The sequence below is a fragment of the Methylobacterium indicum genome, from assembly GCF_001043895.1.
Taxonomy (GTDB): Bacteria; Pseudomonadota; Alphaproteobacteria; order Rhizobiales; family Beijerinckiaceae; genus Methylobacterium; species Methylobacterium indicum.
Genome location: NZ_JTHF01000312.1, coordinates 1 through 21,503 on the forward strand (window position 1 = coordinate 1; position 21,503 = coordinate 21,503).

Consider the following 21,503-nt stretch of genomic DNA (forward strand, 5'->3'; position numbering starts at 1 on the left):
CGCCGCCGTGCCGCCCGCCGCAAGGGCGGGGTAGTCATACCCGACCCCCCGCCGGTGCCCCCGGTCGGCGACGTAGAGCCGCCCCCCCGTACGGTCGAGGACGGGGCCGGCGGGACCGGGCACCGCCACCGCCGGCCTCGTCCTCGACCGTACGGGCGGGCGGCTCTACGTCGCCGACCGGGAGCACCGGCGGGTCGTCGTGATCGATACCGCCGCCATGCGCGAGGTCGGCACGGCGTCGGCCGGCGAGGGGCCCTTCGCCCTCGCCCTGAGCCCGGACGATGCGCGCCTCTACGTCGCCAACGTGCGCAGCGGCGACGTCACGGTGATCGCGACCGGGACGCTGACGACGCTTTCCACCGTCAAGGTCGGGGCGATGCCCTACGGCGTCGCCGTCACGGCCGACGGCCGCTTCGTGGTGGTGAGCCGCCAGCATGCCGGCGCCGTCACGGTGATCGCGGCGGACGGCCTCGCGCCTCTCGGCGACGTTTCGGTCGGACGCTACCCCGAGGGCGTGCTGGCTCTGGCGGACGGCCGCGTCGCCGTCGCCAACTGGTTCTCGGGCGACCTCTCCTTCGTCGACCCGCAGGCGCGGCGGGAACTGGCGCGGCTGCCCCTGGCCGACGGTCCCCGCGGCCTCGCGGTCGCGCTCCGGTGAGGCACGCGGTGGCGGTCCCCCTCCGCGCGGCGCTCGCCGCCCTCCTGCCGCCCGCTATCCTCCTGCCGCTTGCCGGCTGCGGCGACGAGGCGGCTCGCGAAGAGGCTCCGCCGGTCGTCGTTCGCCGCGCCGACGCGGCCCGCTCCGAATGGCTCGGGACCGACGACCGGACCGATCCCGCCCTGTGGCTCGCCGCCCGCACCGCCGGACATCCGGTGCCGGCCGGGGATGCGGCGGTCTCCGCCCTGAAGGCGGCCTTGGACCAGGCACGGCCGCACTTCATCGAGGACGAGCGGATGATCGCCAACCGCACGGCGCAGGTCACCCGCATGATCGCGGGCGCCCCCGAGCCCGGAACCCTGATCTCCGGCCTCACCGCGGTCGCGGCCCCGACCGGGCGCCGGCAGCTCTACGGCGCCCTGTGCCAGCATTACGTCAACCTGCGCAGTGCCGGCGCCGACCACGCCACGGCCCTCGACCGGCTCCGGGAGCGCTACGCGGCGCAGGGCGGGCCGGACCGCGACGAGAACGGGGCGGACGACCGCCGTCCCGCGAGCCCCCCGGCTCCCCGCTGACCCGATCCCTCCCTGAGGATATCCCGATGCGCACCACCCTCGTCGCCCTGGGGCTCGCTTCCGCCCTGTGGTTCACCCCGGCGCTGTCCGCCGAAGCCCCGGGACCCGCCGTCGCCGGCACGGTCAACAACGATGCGATCAAGCTGTCCGGTCTGGTCCGGTTCGTGGTCGAATCCTGCCCCGGCACGAAGCCGGACTACGCCCGCTTCAAGGAGGTCGTCGAACGGCTCGGTACCGATCTGGCGGCCTTGTCGCACGGCGAGGCGCTGATCCGCTCCGCGACCTACACCCAGGCCTACCAGAAGGACCCGTCGGCGAGCTGCCGCCTGGCGCAGGAGCGGTTCGGGCCGAACGGCACGATCGTGCCCGGACTGATCGGGCCGGGCTGAGACCCCGCTCCTAACGGGTCCGGGCCGCCGCCTCGCGCAGGGCGTCGAGGAGCGGGCCCTCGAGCATCAGGGCCGAGCCGTAATGGAACTCGCCGTCATAGGTGCGGCGGGAATTCATCGACAGCGAGGCGCTATGCATCGCGATCAGGTGCCCGGCCGCGTCGAACAGGCCGGATCCCGAACCGCCATAGCCGTTGTTGCAATCGTGCCGGGCCATGCGGATCCCGTCCTCGCCCGGCCGGTCGATCTGCCGGATGGCGCAGGTCTCGAGGCTGGTCGCGCTGCCGAAATTCTCGTGACCGGCCGGGGAGACCATCGTCACCGGGATCGTCTCGCCGCCGGTGGGCAGCCGGCCCGCTTCGTCCGGGAGCGGCTGCGCGGCGGCGGCCGTCACCGGCTCGCGCAGGGCGAGGAGGGCCCAGTCGTCGGTGATGTGGAGTGCGCTCCCCCCGGGCTGCACCCCGAGATGCAGGCTCTCGGGCTCGAAATCGTAGTTGCGGCCGGCGATCTGGAAGAAGCAATCCGCCACCGCGCGGGTGACTTCGAGGCGCCGGCTGCGGAAATTGTGGGCGTTCAACATCACCACCCGCGGCCCGGCGATCAGCCAGGCCGCCGCCGCTCGCTTCGGCACGCCGCCTGCGTCGCGGCAGAACAGGATGCCAGCACCCGGGAAACGGGCGAAATCCGGCGCGGCCATCGCCCGGCGGCCGTCCTGCGGGTAGAGCGCGGCGAGCCGGACGGTCTCCGCCACCGCCGGCCCCGGCAGGAGCGCGATGCCGACCAGGGCCGCGAGGATCCGCCGTCTCGGATGGGGCATGGGCCTGGATCCTCGCGGGTCTTCTTGTCGAACCCGCGAGAATTACAGATCGGTGACGCCCCAGCGTCAAGCGGCAACATCGGCGTGCCGCTGCGACACCTGCGTTCACCGCCGATCCGGCCTGCGAGGGCCGGATTCTGGCAACACCGGACCCTCGCGCCCCGTCCGCGAGGACGAGGCGTCCGGTCAGCGCACCGCCGGCCCTTCCGCGTCGCTGGTGCGCGCCGGCACCGACGGGGCCAGGGTCTCCTGGCCGGAGAAGATGCCCGGATCCTTCGAGGTGACGTCGACCGACACCGTCGCGACCACCGCCTGGCCGCACCAGTTGGAGCGGAACGTGCCGTTGAAGATGCTGCGCGGATCGGCGGTGAGCAGGCCGCACTCGCTCTTCGTCAGGCTGGTGTTGTGGTAGCGCAGGTCGACGGTGAAGTTCTTGTAGGTGTAGGCGATGCCGACGTTGCCATAGGTGTAGTCGGGCAGCTTGAACACGCCGAAGGAGGCCTTCGTCGTGCCCAGGAAGTACTGGCCGACCTCGGCCGACAGCAGGAGGCCGCTCGGCAGCATGCCGAAGGTGCCCTCGGGGATCGTGTACTTGGCGATGCCGGAGACGTAGGTGCCCGGGGCGTGCGTTCCGAAGTAGCTCGGTGCATGGTAGACGTTGACGCCGAGCGTCAGGGCATCGTTCACCGCGTACGCGGCCTTGCCGACGAACTCGTAGTAATCGGCGTTGTTGGCGGTGTAGATCGTGCCGTCGGGGCCGATCAGGGCGCGCTCGCCGGGGTAGTTGTAGAACACGTAGCCCAGATCGAACGACCAGGCGCCGAAGGTCGGCCGGATGCCGGCGGAGAAATCCATCTCCATCGAGGGCCGGTTCGGCAGGTCGACCTGCTCGCCCGAAATGCCGGTGTAGAACAGCCCGTCGAGCATCTGGAACTCGAGGTAGCCCTGTGCGCCGGGATGGCGGTTGGTCTGCGAGATGCCGCGCGAGTTGTAGTCCGACACGAAGCGGAAGCCGAAGGCCGCAGAGACCATCTGCGGGTCCACCGCCGGCAGCGTCGGCACCACCGCCGGGGCCTGCTTCGGCACCGGCGCGTCGGCCGCATGCCCCAGGGTCGGAAGGGTCAGGGTAAGGGAAAGGGACAGCAGCGCGAGGCGAATCGACATCGGATTGTCCAGATGCTGGAGGAAAACAGCACAGCGTTCGCGCGGGGTCGGCGCGCAGGGACTGGCGTGGTGTTTGGCTCCGCGGCTCTTTGTCTGCACCAAAGAACGCACCCTGAGCACTTCATTTGTTCCGCAGCAGCGGCATCCTGTCACGCGTTCAACCCGGATTAAGATTGACGTACGGCAAGATGATGTAATCCTGCCACAATCGGAATCGGGGATGGTATCGAAGTCGAATTTTCGTCGGGTTTCTTAATTAGAACAAGGTTAAAATATCTGATGTGTTGCTATACGCCGTTCATTACGTCAGTAAATAAAGTCAAATAACGCAAAGTTAAATGGGTTATTCGGTATTCGACGCTGGGCGCCCGTCCGAGGCGGCCTTTCGACAGGCCGGCGTCGGAAAAACGCCCGGAGCGGCCAGTCCATCACCTCGCGCGGGGGCGGTATCGTCCTCGTCGCGGCATCGCGGCGCCCCGGCTGGGTTCATTCCACGTTGCCGGGGCCAGGGCCGATAACGCGCATCGCACGATCTTGTTCCCGTCCCGCGGCCGGCGGGTCGATGGCCGCCGCGCCCCGGCCGTCCCGGTGCGGCGCGTCGTCGTTGATCACGCAGAGATCCGCGTCGAGGGCATCGGCGAGGCGCCAGGCCCGTCCGGGATCGCCGCAGAAGAGGCCGAACGCCGTCGGGCCGTCCATCCCCTGTCCCCGTGCGAGGCGGGCGGCAAGCCCGCGCTCGTCGTCGAAGGGGATCGGTGCCACGACGGCCGCGAAGGCGTGGCCGCGCACGAGCCGCATCTCCTCCGTGCAGCGATCGAGCACCAGGACGGCGGGCCAGCCCGAGCCGGCAGGCCCGGCGGTCGCCAGCCTCGCACCGGCCGCCAGGTCGGCGTCGAGGGCCGCCTCGAGGCCGGCCCGGTGCTCCGGCGACACCAGGGGTCCGATCGCGGTCGCCATGTCGAGCGGGTCGCCGGGGTGCAGGCCGGCCGCCCCGGCCTGCAGGGCGTCCAGGAGGCCCGGCAGCGCCTCGGTCTGGACGTAGAGGCGCGACTGGCTCGCGAAGGAGGATCCGGTCCAGCTCCGGCCGCCGGCGAGGATCGCCGCGGCGACGCGGGCGGGATCGGCCCCCGGCAGCACGATCGTGCCGGCCTTGCGGGCCCCGATCCCGGCGCCGAGATCGAGGCCGCCCGCCACGTCCCGCTCTCCGAGAAGGCCCGGATGGGCGCGCAGGAGTTCCGCGCTCTCGGCATCGCCCGGCAGGACCGTGAGCACGCCCTCGGGAAAGCCCGCGCCGACGAGGAGCGCGGCGAGGCGGGCGAGCGTGCGCGTGGCGCGAACATCGGCGCAGACGACGAGGGCGTTGCCGCGGGCGAGCGCGCCGGCCCGCGCGCACAGGCCGAGCACCGGCGCGCTCCAGTGCAGGACGGCGCCGACCACGCCCGCGGGACCGCGCCGCAGGCGGGCGACCCGGCCCTCGCCGAGATCGGTCCAGGTCGTCGCGCTCCCCTCGGCGAGGGCGGCCGCCCGCTCCAGCAGGGTCAGCGCGTCGGCGAGGTCGGGGCCCGCGGTGTGGCGGAGCGGACGGCCCGTCTCGCGGCTCTCGAGGCGGGCGAGGTCCGCGCCCTCCGCCCGCAATCTCTCGGCGCAACGCCGCAGGACCCGTCCCCGGCCGGGCGCGCCGAGGGCCTTCCAGGCGGCAAGGCTCCGTACCGCGTCCTCGACCGCGCGGTCGATCTCGGCCGCGCGCGCCGGGGAGAAGCACGCCATCTCCTCCCCGGTCGCGGGGCTGAGGTGGCGGATGGGGGGCGCGGCGTCCGCGGGGCGGGAGACCCGGATCGACGGCGCCGCCGCCTCGGGCCGCGGCGAGGCGCCGGCCAGCAGGCCGTCGATGAGGGCGTGCACCGTGCGGCGCGCCTGCGCGGCGTCGCCGTCGCTTCCGTCGCCGCCCGCGGCGACGTGGGAGCGCAGCCAGAGTCCGTCGATCATCGCCGAGATCATCGTCGCGTAGGTCGCCACGCAATCCTCCGGCACCAGGCCGCGCAGGGCGTGGCTCAGGTTGGTGACCATGCGCCGCTGGTAGACGTGCTGCACCCGCTGGAAGCGCCTCGAATGCGTGATCTGGCCCCAGAAGGCGAGCCAGACGGCGCTGGTGCGCCGGTCGAACTCCTCGTCGGCGAGCGCCGCGTCGCCGACCGCGAACAGCCGGTCGCGCCGGGTTGCGGCCTCCGCCAGCCGTGCCGCCGTGGCCCGGGCGAGGCGGGCGGCCATGAAGCGCAGCGTCGCCTCGAGCAACCCGTCCTTGTCGCCGAAGTAGTGGGCGAAGAGGCCGGTCGAGACGTTGGCCCGCCGCGCGATCTCGCTCAGCGAGGCGGCCTTGAAGCCGACCTCCGCCAGGGTCTCGATCGTCGCCTCGATGAGGTGGCGGCGCCGGACCGCCTCGAAGCTCTGCAGGGTCTCCTGTCGATTCATCCGCCCCTCGCCCCGTGGGTGGCCACACCGCCGTCAGCCGGTTGAATGATCATTCAAAGCATTCTCGACGGCAAGGCCGGTCCGCCGGGTCGCCCCGCCGACCGTACCGGCCCTATACCCCCATGGACTTCGATCAACGTGCTGCGACGCACAATATCCGGCGCGAACGGCGCGCAAAGCAGCATGGATTGTTGAAAAAATTTGCGTGACTTTACGCCAGTCTGTGTATTGAATGGGTGTTCAACGGGTTCGGCCGACGGGTGGCGCGGCCTGGGTGTGGTGGGAGGTGTCATGCGAACTGTCCTGGCTCGTGCGCTCCTGGGCGCGTCATTGTTGGCCACGCCGGCGGCGGCGGCCGATCCGGCTTCCTGCAAGGCGGTGCGCTTCGCCGATGTCGGCTGGACCGACATCACGGCGACGACGGCACTCGCCTCCCGGGTGCTGACCGGCATGGGTTACGCGCCCAAGAGCCAGATCCTCTCGGTCCCTGTGACCTATGCGTCGCTCGGTGCCAAGAACATCGACGTGTTCCTCGGCAACTGGATGCCGACGATGGAGGCCGACCGGAAGCCCTACCTCGACAAGAAGGAGATCGAGGTGCTCGGGCCGAACCTGACCGGCGCCAAATACACCTTCGCGGTGCCCGAGTACCTGTACGACCAGGGTCTCAAGAGCTTCGACGATATCCAGAAATTCAAGCGCCAGCTCAAGGGCAAGATCTACGGGATCGAGCCGGGCAACGACGGCAACCGGACGATCCTCGGGATCATCAAGGACAACAAGTACGGGCTGGGCAGCTTCGATCTCGTCGAATCGAGCGAGCAGGGCATGCTCGCCCAGGTCGAGCGGGCCGTCCAGCGCAAGGAACCGATCCTGTTCCTCGGCTGGGAGCCCCACCCGATGAACACCAAGTTCAAGATGCGCTACCTGTCGGGCGGCGACGACACCTTCGGCCCGAACTACGGCGGGGCCGAGATCTTCACCAACCTGCGCGCCGGCTACGGCGAGCAGTGCCCGAACCTCTACAAGTTCTTCAAGAATCTGACCTTCGACCTGCCGACCGAGAACGTGGTGATGGGCTCGATCCTGTTCGACGGGTTGCCCGCCGAGAAGGCCGCCGACGCCTGGCTGAAGGCCAATCCGAAGACCTGGGCGCACTGGCTCGACGGCGTCGAGACCCTCGACGGCAAGCCCGCCCTGCCGGCGGTCCGCGCGAGCCTCGGGCTCAACTGACGCCCTGCGGCGGGGGCGTCGTCCTCCGCCGCGCCCCCGAGCCTGCCGGCGGTGCCCGGCGGGCCCCCGTCATCCCACGAAGCGGGCAGGCCCCCCATGTACGACTGGATCGTCAGCCACAAAATCTCGCTCGGCATCTGGCTCAAGGTCTGCGTCGACTTCCTGAACACGCACGCGCAGCCGTTCTTCGATTTCGTCTCGACGGTCCTGAGCGCGATGGTGCAGGGACTGACCGACGGGCTCACCGCCGTGCCGCCGCTGCTGCTGATCGGGCTGTTCGCCCTCGGGGCCTACCTGCTGCACCGCTCGATCGGCCTCGCCCTGTTCATCGTCGCCTCGCTGCTGCTCGTCGTGAATCTCGGCTACTGGGAGGCCACGATCGAGACCCTGTCCCTGGTGATCTGGTCGACGGCGGTCTGCGTGCTGATCGGCGTGCCGATCGGGATCATGGGGGCGCACCGGCCGATGTTCTACGAGGCGATCCGGCCGCTGCTCGACCTGATGCAGACGATCCCGACCTTCGTCTACCTGATCCCGACCCTGGTCCTGTTCGGCCTCGGCACGGTGCCGGGCATCATCTCGACGGTGATCTTCGCGCTGCCGGCGCCGATCCGCCTGACCCAGCTCGGCATCGCCTCGGTGCCCCCGAGCCTGCGCGAGGCGGCCCTCGCCTACGGCGCCACCCGGACGCAAATGCTGTTCAAGGTGGAGCTTCCGAGCGCGATGCCGACCATCCTCGCCGGCATCACCCAGTGCATCATGCTGAGCCTGTCGATGGTGGTCATCGCCGCGCTGGTCGGCGCCGACGGCCTCGGCAAGCCGGTCGTACGGGCCCTCAACACCGTCAACATCGCGATGGGCTTCGAGGCCGGGCTCGCCATCGTGGTCCTCGCCGTCATCCTCGACCGGGTGTGCAAGCGTCCGGCGCCACGCAAACGGAAGGCTGCCCGATGACCGTTGTCGACCAGGACATGCGCACCCTCTCGGCCGCCGCCGTCCCGGCGGCGGCCCCCACCGGCGCCGCGCCGCAGGACGTCGCGCGGGAGAGCGCCGTCGCGCTGCGCGACGTCGACATCGCCTTCGGGCGCAACGTCAAGGCCGCGCTCGCGCTCTCCGACGAGGGCAAGTCCCGCGACGAGATCCGCCGGCGCACCGACGTGCTGATGGGCACGTTCAAGGTCAACCTCGACGTGCGTCCCGGCGAGATCTGCGTCCTGATGGGCCTGTCGGGGTCCGGCAAGTCCACCGTGCTGCGGGCGATCAACGGGCTGAACAAGGTCGCGCGCGGCGCGGTGCTGGTGCGTCACCGCGGCGAGCCGGTCGACGTCACCCGCTGTCGGAGCGCGACCCTGCGCGACGTGCGGCTCAACACCGTGTCGATGGTCTTCCAGCAATTCGGCCTGCTGCCCTGGCGCAGCGTGCGCGACAATGTCGGGTTCGGGCTCGAACTGCGCGGCGTGCCCGCCGCGGAGCGCAACCGCGTCGTCGACGAGAAGCTCGCGATGGTCGGGCTCGACGCCTGGGCCGACAAGATGGTCCAGGAGCTGTCGGGCGGCATGCAGCAGCGCGTCGGCCTCGCCCGGGCCTTCGCCACCGACGCCGACATCCTGCTCATGGACGAGCCGTTCTCGGCGCTCGACCCGCTGATCCGCGACAAGCTGCAGGACGACCTCCTGGAGCTGCAGCGCCGGCTCAACAAGACCATCGTGTTCGTCAGCCACGACCTGTCGGAGGCCCTGAAGCTCGGCAACCGCATCGCGATCATGGAGGGCGGCCACGTCGTCCAGTACGGCACGCCCTCGGACATCGTGCTGCGCCCGGCCAACGCCTACGTGGCCGAGTTCGTCAAGCACATGAACCCCCTCGAGGTGTTCGACAGCGGCTCGGTGATGACGCCCGCCGCAGCCCTGCGCCGGGACGGCGACGCCGTTCTGCTCGACGGAAGCGGCGAGGTGCGCCTGCGCGTCGATCGGTCCGAGCGCCCGGTCTCGGCCCAGGTCCGCGGGCGCGAGATGCCCCTCGGCCACGTCGACGGCAGCGGCGCCGGCAATTCGGCCGGCCTCGTGGTCGCCCCCGTGGACCTGCCGCTGCGAGCCGCGATCGACCTGCGCCTGCGCTCGCCCTACCCGATCGTGTTCGTGGACGATCTCGGGCGCCTGGCCGGCCTGTGCGACCACACCGAGATCTATCGCGGGCTGCTCCAGCACCCCTGAGCGCCGTCCCGCACCGGCGCCGCCCCCGGCGCGGTGCCCCAGCGCGAGCGCGTTTCGGCGCGCCGTCCCGACATCCCACCTCCGCCGAGGTCGCCCACCATGTCGTCCGTTCCGATCCATCGTCCCTTCATCGCCGGGCGCCCCGCCGCCGAGGCCGGGCGGCGCAGCTTCCGCGCCATCAACCCGGCCGACGGCAGCGTGCTGGCCGAGATCGAGCACACGACCCGCGAGGACCTGGAGGCCGCCATCGAGGCCGCGCGGGCCGGCCAGGCGGTCTGGGCCGCCACCCCGGCGCGCGAGCGCGGCCGGGTGCTGATGCGGGCGGTCGCCCTGTTGCGTGCGCACAACGACGAGATCGCCCAGATCGAGACCCGCGATACCGGCAAGCCGATCGCCGAGACGCGCAGCGTCGACATCGTCACCGGCGCCGACGTGCTCGAATACTATGCCGGCCTCGCCGCCGCGATCGAGGGGCGCCAGATCCCCCTGCGGGAGACCTCCTTCGCCTATACGCGCCGCGAGCCGCTCGGCCTCGTCGCCGGCATCGGCGCCTGGAACTACCCGATCCAGATCGCGCTCTGGAAGTCGGCACCGGCCCTCGCGGCCGGCAACGCGATGCTGTTCAAGCCGAGCGAGGTGACGTCGCTCACCGCCTTCTCGCTCGCCGAGATCTACGCCGAGGCCGGCCTGCCGGCGGGCGTGTTCAGCGTCCTGCCGGGCCTGGGCACCGAGATCGGAACCTGGCTCACCGAGCATCCGGCGATCGCCAAGGTGTCGTTCACCGGCGGCACCGCCACCGGCTCCAAGGTGATGGCGGGCGCCGCCCGCTCGACCCTCAAGGACGTGACGCTGGAACTCGGCGGCAAGTCGCCGCTCATCGTCCTCGACGACGCCGACCTCGACCGCGCCGCCGATATCGCGATGGCGGCGAACTTCTTCAGCTCGGGCCAGGTCTGCACCAACGGCACCCGGGTCTTCGTGCCCGCGCACCTCATGGAGCCTTTCGCCGCGCGGGTGCTGGCGCGCGTGGCGCGCATCCGCATGGGCGACCCGCTCGACGAGGCGACGAATTTCGGGCCGTTGGCGAGTCACGCCCACCGCGACAAGGTCCTGGGCTTCATCCGCTCGGGCGTCGAGCAGGGCGCCCGGCTCCTCGTCGGCGGCCACGCGCCGGAGGGCGCCCTCGCGGCCGGCGCCTACGTGGCGCCGACCGTGTTCGCCGAGTGCCGCGACGACATGGAGATCGTGCGCGAGGAGATCTTCGGACCGGTGATGTGCCTGCTCGCCTACGAGACCGAGGCCGAGGTGCTCGTCCGGGCCAACGCCACCTCGTACGGCCTTGCCGCCGGCGTCGTCACCCGCGACCTCGTCCGCGCCCACCGGATCGTCCACGGGCTCGAGGCGGGCATCTGCTGGATCAACACCTGGGGCGAGTCGCCCCCCGAGATGCCGGTCGGCGGCAACAAGCAATCGGGCCTCGGCCGCGAGAACGGCCTCGAATCGCTCGAGCGCTTCACCCGCACGAAGTCGATCCAGGTCGAGCTCGGCGATTTCGCCCCCGTGTTCTGACGCAGGAACCGACACCGACCCGCCGCTGCGGCGCGGCGTCCCGGTCCCCGCGACCGACCCGCGCCGCCCGTCCCCCGAGACCGGATCCGAGACCATGCCGCAGACAGACGCACCCGAGTACGACTTCATCATCGTCGGCGCCGGCTCCGCCGGCAACGTGCTCGCCACGCGGCTCACCGAGGACCGGGACACGACGGTGCTGCTGCTGGAGGCCGGCGGCCCGGATTACCGACTCGACTTCCGCACCCAGATGCCGGCGGCGCTCGCCTACCCGCTCCAGGGCCGGCGCTACAACTGGGCCTATCTCACCGATCCCGAGCCCCACATGAACGGGCGGCGGATGGAATGCGGCCGCGGCAAGGGGCTCGGCGGTTCCTCGCTCATCAACGGCATGTGCTACATCCGCGGCAACGCCCTCGACTACGACGGCTGGGCCCAGCTGCCGGGCCTCTCGGGCTGGTCCTACGACGAATGCCTGCCGTATTTCCGCAAGGCGGAGAGCCGCGACATCGGGCCCGACCCCTATCACGGCGGCGACGGTCCCCTGAGCGTGACGACCGCCAAGCCGGGCAGCAACCCGCTCTTCGCCGCCATGGTGGAAGCCGGGGTGCAGGCCGGCTTCCCGCGCACCCCCGACCTCAACGGCTACCAGCAGGAGGGCTTCGGGCCGATGGACCGGAGCGTGACCCCGAAGGGGCGCCGCTCCAGCACGGCCCGGGGCTACCTCGACCAGGCGCGGGCGCGCCCGAACCTGACCATCGTCACCGGGGCGCTCACCGACCGGATCCTGTTCGAGGGCCGGCGCGCGAGCGGCGTCGCCTACCTGAAGGGCGGGCGGCCGGCCGAGGCGCGGGCGCGCCGCGAGGTGCTGGTCTGCTCCGGCGCCATCGCCTCGCCCCAGCTCCTCCAGCGCTCGGGCGTCGGCCCGGCGGACCTCCTGCGCGGCCTCGACGTGCCGGTGGTGCTCGACCTGCCGGGCGTCGGCGAGAACCTCCAGGACCACCTCGAGATCTACGTGCAGTACGAATGCACGAAGCCGGTCTCCCTCGCTCCCGCCCTGCGGCCCTGGAACCAGCCGGCCATCGGCGCGCAGTGGCTGTTTCTCGGCACCGGGATCGGCGCCAGCAACCAGTTCGAGGCCGGCGGCTTCATTCGCTCGAGCCCGGACTTCGCCTGGCCCAACCTGCAATACCACTTCCTGCCGCTGGCGATCAGCTACAACGGCAGCAACCCGATCAAGGCGCACGGCTTCCAGGCCCATGTCGGCTCGATGCGCTCGCCGAGCCGCGGCCGCATCCGCCTGACCTCCCGCGACCCGCGCCAGCATCCGAGCATCCTGTTCAACTACATGGCGACGGAGCAGGATTGGCGCGAGTTCCGCGACGCGATCCGCCTCACCCGCGAGATCATCGCCCAGCCGGCACTCGACCCCTATCGCGGCCGCGAGATCAGCCCCGGGCCGGCGCGACGGACCGACGCGGAGCTCGACGCCTTCGTGCGCGAGCACGCCGAGACCGCCTACCACCCCTCCTGCTCGTGCAAGATGGGCGAGGACGCGATGGCGGTGGTGGACGGGGAGGGCCGGGTCCACGGCCTCCAGGGCCTGCGGGTCGTCGACGCCTCGATCATGCCGCTGATCGTGACCGGCAACCTCAATGCGCCGACGATCATGATGGCCGAGAAGATCGCCGACCGGATCCGCGGCCGGGCGCCGCTGCCGCGCAGCGAGGCGCCCTACTTCGTCGCCGGGGCGGCCCCGGTCCGCAGTCCCCCCGCCCGCGCGGCGTGACGGGGAGGCCGAAGAAAACCCCGGGGGGCCGGCCCCCGGGACCGGCTCAGAACGCGATGGTGTCCACCACCTTGCGGAAGCGCGGCAGCATCGTCTCGCGGTCCTGGGCGCGCACCACGCCGACGGCGCGGAAATAGCCGTCGGGCTGGAAGCGGATGGTCTGGGAGACCACCACCGGCGTGCCGGACGGGATATCGACGGCCCGCGCCACGATCTCGTGCCAGTCGGCGCCGTTCTGGCGGTAGCTCTGCGAGCGCTCGATCGCGAAGTCCTTCATCGTCTGGTTCGAGTACAGCGCGGCCTTCGCGAAGGCGTCGCGCTGGTCGGTGGACGGAGCCGGCTGCACCGCCTCGGCCAGCACCAGGATCGGCTGGTCGAGGTTGGTCATCTGGTCCTTCGGCCCGACGGTGTAGAGCACCGAATTGCCGCCGAGCACCCGCACCGGCCGGAAGCCCGCCGTGTCGGTGACCCGGAAGGGCAGGGCCGCGACCTGCTGGTCGATGGTCAGGGCCGGGCGGACCCGCACGCTCGTCAGCATGGCGCGCATCGCCTCGTCGCTCTCGGCGCCCGGCAGGGTCTGGCCGATGACGATGCCGGTCACGGTCGGGTCGGCGACGAGGAAGACCCATTTGTGCAGGGCCGGCGCGCCCGCGGGCTGCTCGATCGGCTGCTCGCCGGTGACCAGCATTCCCTCGCGCCCGTCGGCGAGCTTGAGCGTCTCGCGGGTCTTCACCACGAGGCCCTGGCTCTTCAGATTCTCGTCGGTGAAGTTGGTGGCGAGATCCTTGTAGGCCTGCGCCGGCAGCTCGACCACCGAGACCGTGGCGCCGCCGCTCTGCCGCTCGAAGCCCGTGAAGCGGCGCGACACCACCATCTCCTTCGCCGGCTCGAAGCCGAAGCGCGAGCCGGGCGGATAGACCGGGTCGGCCGCGAAGGCCCCGGCCGGCAGGCCGATCAGGCCGGTGAGGAGCGCCAGGCTGCGCAGCGACAGGGGACTCGTCGACATCAGACTCGTCTCTGGGTTCGCGGGGGCGACCGCCCGGGATCGGGCGGCGCTCGGGAGAGGGCGCGGTCCGGGAGCGGGCCGCACGGGAGGTTCGAGCGCGGATGCCTCTGCCGCGCGCGCCGCTCTGTCAAGCGCGGCGGATCGCCGAGACGCGCCGCAAGGTCAGGTTGAGCCGCCCGCCCGCCGGCACCGAATCGGGGAGGATCGGCCCCGGCGCGGGAGAGAGAAGGTCGCTGGCGGGGCTCAGGATACGGTCGACGCCGTGGAAGATCAGGCGCGAGGGCCCGCCGATCACCATCGCGTCACCGGAGGCGAGACGCACCGAGCGGGTCGGGTCGGAGCGCGCGGTGCCGCCGTAGCGAAACAGGGCCGTCGCGCCGAGCGACAGCGACAGGACGGGGGCGGCGAACTCGGCCTCGTCCCGGTCCTGGTGCAGCCCCATCCGGGTGCCGGGGGCGTAGAGGTTGACGAGGCAGGCCTCGGGCTCGGCCGGGCAGCCGGCGAGGGCGGCCCAGGCCCGCAGCACCGCCGCCGGCATCGCCGGCCAGGGCCGTCCGGTCTCCGGGTGTGTCGCCTGGTAGCGGTAGCCCGCCCGGTCGGAAACCCAGCCGAGAGGGCCGCAATTCGTCATCCTGACCGAGAACGGTTTCCCGGTGCGCGGCATCGTCGGCGTGAAGGCTGGGGCCTCGCGTAAAACCTCCGCCAGTTCCGCGGCGAGCGCGGCCTGCGCGTCGGCATCCAGGTAGCCCGGGACGTGGATCAGGCCGGGGGCGAGTTCGATCAGGGGATGGTTCCTCCGCTGGGACGAATGTCATAGCGGGTTTTCGAATCGGCCGGCAGGCCGGCTGTTTCTCGCTGAGCCGGCGGGCCCGGTGTGATAGGACTGTCCCCCGCCTTCCCCTGCGGCATGATCCCGCCGACGAGTCCGCCCATGACGACCCGCACCGCCACCCTGATCGGTTCCGGCGCCATCCTGCTCTGGTCGCTGCTCGCGCTCTTCACCGCGGCCTCGGGCGCGGTGCCGCCGTTCCAGCTCGCCGCGATGACCTTCCTGGTCGGCGGGCTCCTCGGCTGTGCCAGCTGGATCGTGCGGCCCTCGGGGCTCGCGGCCCTGCGCCAGCCGCCCTCGGTGTGGGCCCTCGGGATCGTCGGGCTGTTCGGCTACCACGCGCTCTACTTCGCCGCGCTCCGCCTCGCCCCGCCGGCGGAGGCCGGGCTCATCAGCTACCTCTGGCCGCTCCTCATCGTTCTGTTTTCCGCGCTCCTGCCGGGGGAGGGCGGCCTGCGCGCGGCCCACCTCGCCGGGGCGCTCCTCGGGCTTGCCGGCGTGGTGACGCTGTTTCTCGGCCGCGGCTCGCTCTCCTTCGAGGCCGCCGCCCTGCCGGGCTACCTCGCCGCGCTCGCCTGCGCCTTCCTGTGGTCGGGCTACTCGGTGCTGTCGCGCCGGGTCGGCGCGGTGCCGACCGACGCGGTGGCGGGATTCTGCCTCGCCACCGCGGCCCTGAGCCTGATCTGCCACCTCGCTTTCGAGCGCACGGTGTGGCCTGAGGGCGCGGCGCAATGGGTGGCGGTGGCGGCTCTGGGCCTCGGGCCGGTCGGGGCGGCGTTCTACCTCTGGGACATCGGCGTGAAGCGCGGCGACATCCGCCTCCTCGGCGTCGGCTCCTATGCCGCGCCCGTTCTCTCGACGCTGATCTTGGTCGCGGCCGGCTACGCCCCGGCGACCTGGTCGCTGGCGCTGGCCTGCGGGCTCATCGTGGCCGGTGCCCTGGTGGCGACCCGGGGCGGTGACGGCCGTGCGGCGCCGCCGGAAGGGTGAAGGGCTTTGAACGGAGCCCTATTCCCGGCCGCAGGAATGGGCTCGCTCGGCTCGGTCGGCGATGTATTCTGGTGCCGACTGATCCGAACAGCGGCTGATATGCAGGTTGAGGGCGTCCAGCACGACGGTGGAGGCGTATCCGGCCGCCACGACGATGGCAGCCATGAGCACAAGCGTGGTCAGCCACTTCCGGCCGCGCCCTCCGGTCGTCATGCGGACAGATCTCCAGCCCAGCTCCCGCAGCTCCGCCGCTACCCCCGCGGCATCGGCCGCCAGTCCGGCGGCGCCATCTCGAAACCCTCGAACCGGAAGCCCGGCGCCACGGTGCAGCTCACCAGGGTCCAGGCACCGAGGCTGGTGGCGGTCTGCCAGTGGCCGGCCGGGACCACGACCTGCGGGCGGTGGCCCCGGGCGAGGTCGGGGCCGAGATGGCGGGCCTCGGCGTCGTGGCCGTTGGGGCTCGTCGTGATCACCATCGGCGCCCCGGCATGCCACAGCCAGATCTCGGCCGCGTCGACCCGGTGCCATTCCGAAGTCTCGCCGATGTCGAGAAGGTAGTAGATCGCGGTCGAGACGGAGCGGCCGTCGATCTCGCGCGGGTCCCGGAAGGTCTCGCGGTAATGCCCGCCCTCCGGGTGGGGCTTGAGGTCGAGGAGGCGCACGACCTCGGCGGCGGTCAAAGTCTGCATCGTCGTCAGAACCGGTTCTTCCACTCGCGGAGCGCCGTGAACACCGCCGCCGGGTCGGCGCCGGGCTCCAGGCCGACCGCGCGGGCGAGCGCCGGCTCGGTGGCGCGCAGGAACGGGTTGGTGGCCTTCTCCTCAGCCAGCGTCGTCGGCACCAGGACGCGGCCTTCCGCCTTGGCTTTCTCCGCGAGCGCCGCCCGGTCCTTCAGGTTGCGGTTCTCCGGCTCGGCGGCCAGCGCGAAGCGGGCGTTCGACAGCACGTAGTCGTGGCCGGAATAGATCACGGTCTCGTCGGGGAGGGGCAGGAAGCGCGCGAGCGAGCGCCACAGCACCTGGGGCGGGCCTTCCAGCACCCGGCCGCAGCCGAGGGTGAACAGGGTGTCGCCCGCGAACGCGATGCCGGCCTCCTCGAACCAGTAGGTGACGTGGTCGTCGCAATGCCCCGGGGTCTCCCAGACGGCGGCCGCGAGCGAGCCCACCGTCACCACGTCGCCCTCCCGCACCGTGGCGTCGACCTGCGGCACGGCGCTGCTGGATCTGGCCGGCGCCGTGACCCGCGCCCTCGTGCGGGCCTTCACCTCCGGGATGCCCTCGACGTGGTCGCCGTGGCGGTGGGTGACCAGGATGTCGGTGAGCGTCCAGCCGGTCTCGTCGAGGGCGCGCAGTACGGCCGCCGCCTCCGGCACGTCGATCGCCGCGCAGGCGCCGGTCGCCGGATCGCGCATCAGCACGCCGATATTGTCGCTCCGGCACGGGAAGGTGCGGATCTGGGGACGGGTCTCGGGCATGGCGGGAATCCTCGGCGTCTCTGCGAGCGGAAGATAGGGCGGGCGCGCCGCCGGGTGAGGCGGTTCCGGCGAATAGCGGGGAGCGCGCGGGCGGCCGGCGGGTTGACGCCTTGCCGCGGGCTGGGCCACTCCCCATTGATGGCCCCGACGGCGCCCCCCGCCGCACGTCGCGAGAACCGATGAGCCTCGACGTCACCGAACTGCGCGCCTTCTACGCCAGCCCCCTCGGGGAGGTGGCGCAGCGGCTCGTCGGCCGCTCCGTCCACCGCATGCTCGGCTCGGTCTCGGGGCTCCGGGTGATGGGCCTCGGCTACGCGGTGCCGTATCTCGGCCCGGTGCGCCACGCCGCCGAGCGGACGCTGGCCTTCATGCCGGCGACGCAAGGCGTGACGAACTGGCCGGTCTCCGGCCGCTCGGCCTCGTGCCTCGTCGATCCGACCATGATGCCGCTGCCCGACGCCGCCGTGGACCGGGTGCTGCTGATCCACGCCGTCGAGGCGGTGGAGAGCCCGGCCGAGCTGATGCAGGAGGTCTGGCGCGTCCTCACGCCCGGCGGCCGGCTGATCATGGCGGTGCCCAACCGCCGCGGCCTGTGGGCGCGCCGCGACGCCACGCCCTTCGGCCACGGCCAGCCCTACAGCCGCTCGCAGCTCGGCCGGCTGATGCGCGAGACCCTCTTCGCCCCCGAGGACTGGGCCGAGACCCTCTACGTGCCGCCGGTGGAGGGCTGGCTGACGCTCCGCACCGCCAGCGCCTGGGAGCGGGTCGGGACCGGCCTGTCGCTGCCCTTCGCCGGCCTGCACGTCGTCGAGGCCGGCAAGCAGCTCCACCGCCCGGTGGCGGTCCATGCCCGCAAGGCCGCGCGGCTCGGCGCCCGGGTCCTGGTGCCGGTGCCCGCCCCCGTGCCGGGAGGAGCCTGATCCCGATGCCGTTCCCGGGCGCGGATGCCGCGCTGCAAAGCTTCCTCCTGGCCTTCTCGGCCCTGTTCTCGATCGTCAACCCGCCCGGCGCCGCGCTGATCTTCGCGCAGGTGACGGCCGGGCGCAGCCATGCCGATCGCACCTGGCTGTCGCGGCGCATCGGCGTCTACGCCGCCGCCGTGATGCTGGTCTCGCTCTGGGCCGGGGCCTCGGTGCTCAGCTTCTTCGGCATCTCGCTCTCGGCGCTGCGCATCGCCGGCGGGCTCGTGGTGGCGGCCCAGGCCTGGAACCTGCTCGCCGCGCCCGAGCAGCGCGAGGCGCGCAAGACCGCCCAGGCCGAGCCGGTCCAGGGCAGCGAGGCGCATCCGGAGCCCGCCGCTTTGGCCGAGGTGGCGTTCTTCCCCCTGACGCTGCCCTTCACCACCGGGCCCGGCACCATCGCGGTGGCGATCGCGCTCGGCGCCGGCCGGCCCGAGGCCGGCGTCGACCGGATCGCCTATCTCGCCGGAGCGTCCGCCGCCTCCCTGGTCATCGCCCTGATGGTGCTGCTCGCCTACGCCTCCGCCGACCGGCTGGTCGAGCGGCTCGGCCACGCCCGGGCCCGGGTGCTCGGGCGGCTCGCCGCCTTCCTGCTGCTGTGCGTCGGCACCCAGATCACGCTGACCGGCGTCACCGACGTGCTGGGTCCGCTCATCGCGAACGCCAGGCCAGGGTCCGTCCCGTGAGCGCCATCTGGGCGTCGACGGCCCGCACGATCCGGGCCCTGGCCGCATAGTGGATCATGTGGCCCTGGCCCGGCAGCAGGGTCAGGGTGCTGCCCGCCACCTCCGCGTGCAGCCGGCGCGACTGCTCGTCCGCATCGACGACCGCGTCCGCATCCCCGGACAGGATCGCGACGGGCAGGCGCAAGGAGGCGTAGCGCGGCTGCAGCAGGGCGACCGCGCCGTTCATGCCGGCGGTGTCCTCCGCGCTCGCCCGCGCCTGCGTGGCCGACAGCGAGAGCGCCACGGGAAAGCGCGCGGTGAAGCGGTCCGGCACGGCTTGCGGCTTGAAGACGTGGCGGAAGACCTGGGGCGCCAGCGCCCGCCCGACCGCCCCCGGCACCAGGGCGCGGGCGGCGTCGCCGAGGCCCGGCACCGCGAGCGGCGCGATCAGCGCCACGTCGGCCCGCCGGCCCGGATAGTAGTAGCCGGAGAGCAGCACCAGCCCGCGCAGGTCGAGATCCCCGCCGGTCGCGAGCGCCAGCGCCACGATGGTGCCCCAGGAATGGCCGACGACCACCGGACGCTCGGCCTTGAGCGCCGCGAGCGTATGCGCGATCAGCCGCGCCTGCGCGGCGGCGCTCCAGACCCAGTGCCGCGGCCGCTCGGTATGGCCGAAGCCCGGCCGGTCGATCGCGATGACCCGGTAGGATTTGGCCAGCTGCTCCACCAGCCCGCAGATGACGAAATCCTCCGCCATCGTGCCGTTGCCGTGGATCAGCACCACCGGCCGGCCCCGGCCCTTGACGATGCAATGCACCCGAACCCCGTCGACCTCGACGAAGCGCCCGGGCGGCGTGTGCGCCGGCTCCTCCGGCTTCAGGGCCTCCGAGCCCCGCCGCATCAGGGCGCCGGTCTGGCGGGCGGCGGCGGCGTTCGCCTTGGCGGTGGCGCGCAGGATCCGCACGGCGCCGCTGGCGGCACGGCGCGAGGCGCGCCCGGGGACGAACCGAAAGGCCATGGGATCTCCGGCGCGATGCTGCATTGCGGGAGAAGATGGGGCATCCGCCGGCCGGCGCATATCCCCGCGGGCCAGTCATATCCCGGTCATACGCCTTGGCAGCCTCCGCCCGCCCCTGTACGAGGCCCCGGAAGGGACGGCCGGGAGCCGCCCGCATCAGGAGCGTGACCCATGCGTCTCGTCGTCGTCGGCGCCTCCGGGCGGATGGGCCGGATGCTGATCCAGGCCGTCGCCGAGGCCGAGGGCTGCACGCTGTCGGGGGCGATCGAGCGCGAGGGTTCGCCGGCGCTCGGCCAGGATGCAGGCGTGCTCGCCGGGCTCCCGCCGCTCGGCGTCCCGGTCACCGACGACCCGCTGCCCGCCTTCGCCGAGGCCGACGGCGTCCTCGATTTCACCGCGCCGGCCGCGACCGTGTTCTACGCCGAACTCGCCGCCCAGGCCCGCATCGTCCACGTCGTCGGCACCACCGGCCTGTCGCCGGACGACCTTGCGAAGCTCAAGGCGGCGGCGTTCCACGCCCGCATCGTCCAGTCGGGCAACATGTCGCTCGGGGTCAACCTGCTGGCCGGCCTCGTGCGCAAGGTCGCGGCGACGCTCGGCGACGAATACGACATCGAGATCCTGGAGATGCACCACCGCCACAAGGTGGACGCCCCCTCCGGCACGGCGCTGCTCTTGGGCGAGGCGGCGGCGGAGGGCCGCGGCGTCTCCCTCGGCCAGCGCAAGGTCGCGGTGCGCGACGGCCATACCGGCGCCCGCGAGCCCGGCACGATCGGCTTTGCCACCCTGCGCGGCGGCAGCGTGGTCGGCGAGCACAGCGTGATCTTCGCCGGGGCCGGCGAGCGCATCGAGCTCACCCATCTGGCGAGCGACCGCGGCCTCTTCGCCGCCGGTGCCGTCAAGGCCGCCCTCTGGGCGCAATCCCGCGAGCCCGGCTTCTACGGCATGGACGACGTGCTGGGCCTCTGACCCCTTTTTCTCGAAACGGAGCGAACCGCATCATGGAGCGTCTTCTCGTCCTCGCGCGCCACGGCCAGAGCGAGTGGAACCTGAAGAACCTGTTCACGGGCTGGAAGGACCCGGGGCTCACCGAGCTCGGCGTCGAGGAGGCGCGGGCGGCCGGGCGGCGGCTCAAGGCGAAGGGCGTGCAGTTCGACGTCGCCTTCACGTCGGACCTCACCCGGGCCCAGCGCACCTGCGCGCTGATCCTGGAGGAGCTCGGCCAATCCGACTTGCCGACCCATGCCGATGCCGCCCTCAACGAGCGCGACTACGGCGATCTGTCGGGCCTCAACAAGGACGATGCCCGCGCCAAGTGGGGCGAGGAGCAGGTGCATGTCTGGCGCCGCTCCTACGACGTGCCCCCGCCCGGCGGCGAGAGCCTGAAGGACACCGTGGCGCGGGTGCTGCCCTACACGATGCGGGAAATCCTGCCCCGGGTGATGCGCGGCGAGCGCGTACTGGTCGCCGCCCACGGCAACTCGCTGCGCGCCCTGGTGATGGTGCTCGACGGGCTGACCACCGAGACGATCCCGGGCCTTGAGCTGCATACCGGCGTGCCGCTGGTCTATCGCCTCAAGGACGATACCACCGTCGAGACGAAGGACATCCTCGACCGCGATTGAACGGCGCGAGGGGCGCCCGTCGCCGGGCGCCCCTCGTCGTCGCTCCGCTAATGCCTAAGCA

21 protein-coding genes and 1 pseudogene are annotated in these 21,503 nt (G+C 72.1%); 13 read left to right on the forward strand and 9 right to left on the reverse strand.

The window, feature by feature from the left end; genetic code table 11:
* Window positions 1–181: 181 nt before the first annotated feature.
* The 3 genes and pseudogenes from QR78_RS28170 to QR78_RS28180 all read left to right on the forward strand — a co-directional run.
* A pseudogene (locus QR78_RS28170) lies at window positions 182–658 on the forward strand (YncE family protein); the annotation flags it as partial.
* Window positions 659–666: 8 nt separating this feature from the next.
* Window positions 667–1,233, forward strand: coding sequence for a hypothetical protein (locus QR78_RS28175; RefSeq protein ID WP_048430931.1), 567 nt, complete (start codon window positions 667–669; stop codon window positions 1,231–1,233).
* 26 nt (window positions 1,234–1,259) lie between these two features.
* Entirely contained in the window at window positions 1,260–1,622 is a 363-nt protein-coding gene (locus QR78_RS28180) for a hypothetical protein (RefSeq protein WP_048430932.1), read from the forward strand.
* A gap of 10 nt (window positions 1,623–1,632) precedes the next feature.
* Here QR78_RS28180 and QR78_RS28185 read toward each other — a convergent pair whose 3' ends face one another.
* The 3 genes from QR78_RS28185 to betI all read right to left on the reverse strand — a co-directional run bounded on the left by QR78_RS28185 (window position 1,633) and on the right by betI (window position 6,072).
* Window positions 1,633–2,439 carry a trypsin-like peptidase domain-containing protein gene (locus QR78_RS28185; RefSeq protein ID WP_048430933.1) on the reverse strand — a complete coding sequence of 269 codons (807 nt, stop codon included), beginning with the start codon at window positions 2,437–2,439 and terminating at the stop codon, window positions 1,633–1,635.
* Between the two features lie 186 nt (window positions 2,440–2,625).
* Window positions 2,626–3,603, reverse strand: a complete 978-nt coding sequence (locus QR78_RS28190) for a TorF family putative porin (protein WP_053221129.1) — start codon at window positions 3,601–3,603, stop codon at window positions 2,626–2,628.
* A 486-nt stretch (window positions 3,604–4,089) separates the two neighbouring features.
* Window positions 4,090–6,072: a transcriptional regulator BetI gene (gene betI, locus QR78_RS28195; RefSeq protein WP_053221130.1), complete on the reverse strand. Its 1,983-nt coding sequence runs from the start codon at window positions 6,070–6,072 to the stop codon at window positions 4,090–4,092.
* A gap of 291 nt (window positions 6,073–6,363) precedes the next feature.
* Here betI and QR78_RS28200 point away from each other — a divergent pair, with 291 nt between their 5' ends.
* The 5 genes from QR78_RS28200 (at window position 6,364) to betA (ending at window position 12,876) form a co-directional block, all read left to right on the forward strand.
* Window positions 6,364–7,305 (forward strand): choline ABC transporter substrate-binding protein, encoded by a 942-nt coding sequence (locus QR78_RS28200; protein ID WP_048430934.1) that lies wholly within the window; start codon window positions 6,364–6,366, stop codon window positions 7,303–7,305.
* A 96-nt stretch (window positions 7,306–7,401) separates the two neighbouring features.
* A complete protein-coding gene (choW, locus tag QR78_RS28205; RefSeq protein WP_048430935.1) occupies window positions 7,402–8,259 on the forward strand; it encodes a choline ABC transporter permease subunit in 858 nt (285 codons plus the stop codon).
* The gene (gene choV, locus QR78_RS28210) at window positions 8,256–9,518 is read left to right on the forward strand and encodes a choline ABC transporter ATP-binding protein (protein WP_244276332.1); all 1,263 of its coding nucleotides are present in this window, start codon (window positions 8,256–8,258) and stop codon (window positions 9,516–9,518) included. The genes choW and choV overlap by 4 nt, the downstream gene beginning before the upstream one ends.
* A gap of 99 nt (window positions 9,519–9,617) precedes the next feature.
* On the forward strand, window positions 9,618–11,087 hold the full coding sequence (gene betB, locus QR78_RS28215) for a betaine-aldehyde dehydrogenase (RefSeq protein WP_048430936.1): 1,470 nt from the start codon (window positions 9,618–9,620) through the stop codon (window positions 11,085–11,087).
* A 94-nt stretch (window positions 11,088–11,181) separates the two neighbouring features.
* Window positions 11,182–12,876 (forward strand): choline dehydrogenase, encoded by a 1,695-nt coding sequence (betA, locus tag QR78_RS28220; protein ID WP_048430937.1) that lies wholly within the window; start codon window positions 11,182–11,184, stop codon window positions 12,874–12,876.
* A gap of 46 nt (window positions 12,877–12,922) precedes the next feature.
* Here betA and QR78_RS28225 read toward each other — a convergent pair whose 3' ends face one another.
* Together QR78_RS28225 and QR78_RS28230 are read right to left on the reverse strand one after the other, a co-directional pair.
* Window positions 12,923–13,882, reverse strand: coding sequence for a hypothetical protein (locus QR78_RS28225; RefSeq protein ID WP_244276333.1), 960 nt, complete (start codon window positions 13,880–13,882; stop codon window positions 12,923–12,925).
* Window positions 13,883–14,009: 127 nt separating this feature from the next.
* Complete coding sequence (locus QR78_RS28230; RefSeq protein WP_048430938.1) at window positions 14,010–14,666, reverse strand: alpha-ketoglutarate-dependent dioxygenase AlkB; 657 nt, start codon at window positions 14,664–14,666, stop codon at window positions 14,010–14,012.
* A 147-nt stretch (window positions 14,667–14,813) separates the two neighbouring features.
* Between QR78_RS28230 and yddG the strand changes: the two genes are divergently transcribed.
* Complete coding sequence (gene yddG, locus QR78_RS28235) at window positions 14,814–15,701, forward strand: aromatic amino acid exporter YddG (protein ID WP_082171623.1); 888 nt, start codon at window positions 14,814–14,816, stop codon at window positions 15,699–15,701.
* An 18-nt stretch (window positions 15,702–15,719) separates the two neighbouring features.
* Here the strand turns inward: yddG and QR78_RS28240 are convergent, their stop codons facing one another.
* From QR78_RS28240 to gloB, 3 genes are read right to left on the reverse strand one after another with little or no spacing between them, the layout of a single operon-like run.
* On the reverse strand, window positions 15,720–15,914 hold the full coding sequence (locus QR78_RS28240) for a hypothetical protein (protein ID WP_048430940.1): 195 nt from the start codon (window positions 15,912–15,914) through the stop codon (window positions 15,720–15,722).
* A 38-nt stretch (window positions 15,915–15,952) separates the two neighbouring features.
* Entirely contained in the window at window positions 15,953–16,390 is a 438-nt protein-coding gene (locus QR78_RS28245; protein ID WP_048430941.1) for a cupin domain-containing protein, read from the reverse strand.
* A gap of 5 nt (window positions 16,391–16,395) precedes the next feature.
* Complete coding sequence (gene gloB, locus QR78_RS28250) at window positions 16,396–17,175, reverse strand: hydroxyacylglutathione hydrolase (RefSeq protein ID WP_048430942.1); 780 nt, start codon at window positions 17,173–17,175, stop codon at window positions 16,396–16,398.
* 179 nt (window positions 17,176–17,354) lie between these two features.
* Here gloB and QR78_RS28255 point away from each other — a divergent pair, with 179 nt between their 5' ends.
* Together QR78_RS28255 and QR78_RS28260 are read left to right on the forward strand one after the other, a co-directional pair.
* A complete protein-coding gene (locus QR78_RS28255; protein ID WP_048430943.1) occupies window positions 17,355–18,095 on the forward strand; it encodes a class I SAM-dependent methyltransferase in 741 nt (246 codons plus the stop codon).
* Window positions 18,096–18,100: 5 nt separating this feature from the next.
* Window positions 18,101–18,820 carry a MarC family protein gene (locus QR78_RS28260; protein WP_048430944.1) on the forward strand — a complete coding sequence of 240 codons (720 nt, stop codon included), beginning with the start codon at window positions 18,101–18,103 and terminating at the stop codon, window positions 18,818–18,820.
* On the opposite strand, the gene QR78_RS28265 is transcribed toward QR78_RS28260, so the two are convergent.
* Entirely contained in the window at window positions 18,786–19,817 is a 1,032-nt protein-coding gene (locus tag QR78_RS28265; RefSeq protein ID WP_048430945.1) for an alpha/beta fold hydrolase, read from the reverse strand. The genes QR78_RS28260 and QR78_RS28265 overlap by 35 nt on opposite strands.
* A 171-nt stretch (window positions 19,818–19,988) precedes the next feature.
* Between QR78_RS28265 and dapB the strand changes: the two genes are divergently transcribed.
* Together dapB and QR78_RS28275 are read left to right on the forward strand one after the other, a co-directional pair.
* Window positions 19,989–20,786, forward strand: coding sequence for a 4-hydroxy-tetrahydrodipicolinate reductase (dapB, locus tag QR78_RS28270; RefSeq protein ID WP_048430946.1), 798 nt, complete (start codon window positions 19,989–19,991; stop codon window positions 20,784–20,786).
* 32 nt (window positions 20,787–20,818) lie between these two features.
* Window positions 20,819–21,442, forward strand: coding sequence for a 2,3-bisphosphoglycerate-dependent phosphoglycerate mutase (locus tag QR78_RS28275; RefSeq protein WP_048430947.1), 624 nt, complete (start codon window positions 20,819–20,821; stop codon window positions 21,440–21,442).
* Window positions 21,443–21,503: the final 61 nt, after the last annotated feature.

Excerpts from the sequence above, each read along its gene's own strand:
- QR78_RS28265 (WP_048430945.1), bottom strand. The coding sequence starts at position 19,817 with ATGGCCTTTCGGTTCGTCCCCGGGCGCGCCTCGCGCCGTGCCGCCAGC.
- betA (WP_048430937.1), top strand. The coding sequence starts at position 11,182 with ATGCCGCAGACAGACGCACCCGAGTACGACTTCATCATCGTCGGCGCC.
- QR78_RS28245 (WP_048430941.1), bottom strand. The coding sequence starts at position 16,390 with ATGCAGACTTTGACCGCCGCCGAGGTCGTGCGCCTCCTCGACCTCAAG.
- choW (WP_048430935.1), top strand. The coding sequence starts at position 7,402 with ATGTACGACTGGATCGTCAGCCACAAAATCTCGCTCGGCATCTGGCTC.
- choV (WP_244276332.1), top strand. The coding sequence starts at position 8,256 with ATGACCGTTGTCGACCAGGACATGCGCACCCTCTCGGCCGCCGCCGTC.
- QR78_RS28255 (WP_048430943.1), top strand. The coding sequence starts at position 17,355 with ATGAGCCTCGACGTCACCGAACTGCGCGCCTTCTACGCCAGCCCCCTC.
- gloB (WP_048430942.1), bottom strand. The coding sequence starts at position 17,175 with ATGCCCGAGACCCGTCCCCAGATCCGCACCTTCCCGTGCCGGAGCGAC.
- QR78_RS28180 (WP_048430932.1), top strand. The coding sequence starts at position 1,260 with ATGCGCACCACCCTCGTCGCCCTGGGGCTCGCTTCCGCCCTGTGGTTC.
- QR78_RS28200 (WP_048430934.1), top strand. The coding sequence starts at position 6,364 with ATGCGAACTGTCCTGGCTCGTGCGCTCCTGGGCGCGTCATTGTTGGCC.
- QR78_RS28185 (WP_048430933.1), bottom strand. The coding sequence starts at position 2,439 with ATGCCCCATCCGAGACGGCGGATCCTCGCGGCCCTGGTCGGCATCGCG.
- yddG (WP_082171623.1), top strand. The coding sequence starts at position 14,814 with ATGACGACCCGCACCGCCACCCTGATCGGTTCCGGCGCCATCCTGCTC.
- QR78_RS28275 (WP_048430947.1), top strand. The coding sequence starts at position 20,819 with ATGGAGCGTCTTCTCGTCCTCGCGCGCCACGGCCAGAGCGAGTGGAAC.
- QR78_RS28240 (WP_048430940.1), bottom strand. The coding sequence starts at position 15,914 with ATGACGACCGGAGGGCGCGGCCGGAAGTGGCTGACCACGCTTGTGCTC.
- dapB (WP_048430946.1), top strand. The coding sequence starts at position 19,989 with ATGCGTCTCGTCGTCGTCGGCGCCTCCGGGCGGATGGGCCGGATGCTG.
- QR78_RS28260 (WP_048430944.1), top strand. The coding sequence starts at position 18,101 with ATGCCGTTCCCGGGCGCGGATGCCGCGCTGCAAAGCTTCCTCCTGGCC.
- betB (WP_048430936.1), top strand. The coding sequence starts at position 9,618 with ATGTCGTCCGTTCCGATCCATCGTCCCTTCATCGCCGGGCGCCCCGCC.
- QR78_RS28190 (WP_053221129.1), bottom strand. The coding sequence starts at position 3,603 with ATGTCGATTCGCCTCGCGCTGCTGTCCCTTTCCCTTACCCTGACCCTT.
- QR78_RS28225 (WP_244276333.1), bottom strand. The coding sequence starts at position 13,882 with ATGTCGACGAGTCCCCTGTCGCTGCGCAGCCTGGCGCTCCTCACCGGC.
- betI (WP_053221130.1), bottom strand. The coding sequence starts at position 6,072 with ATGAATCGACAGGAGACCCTGCAGAGCTTCGAGGCGGTCCGGCGCCGC.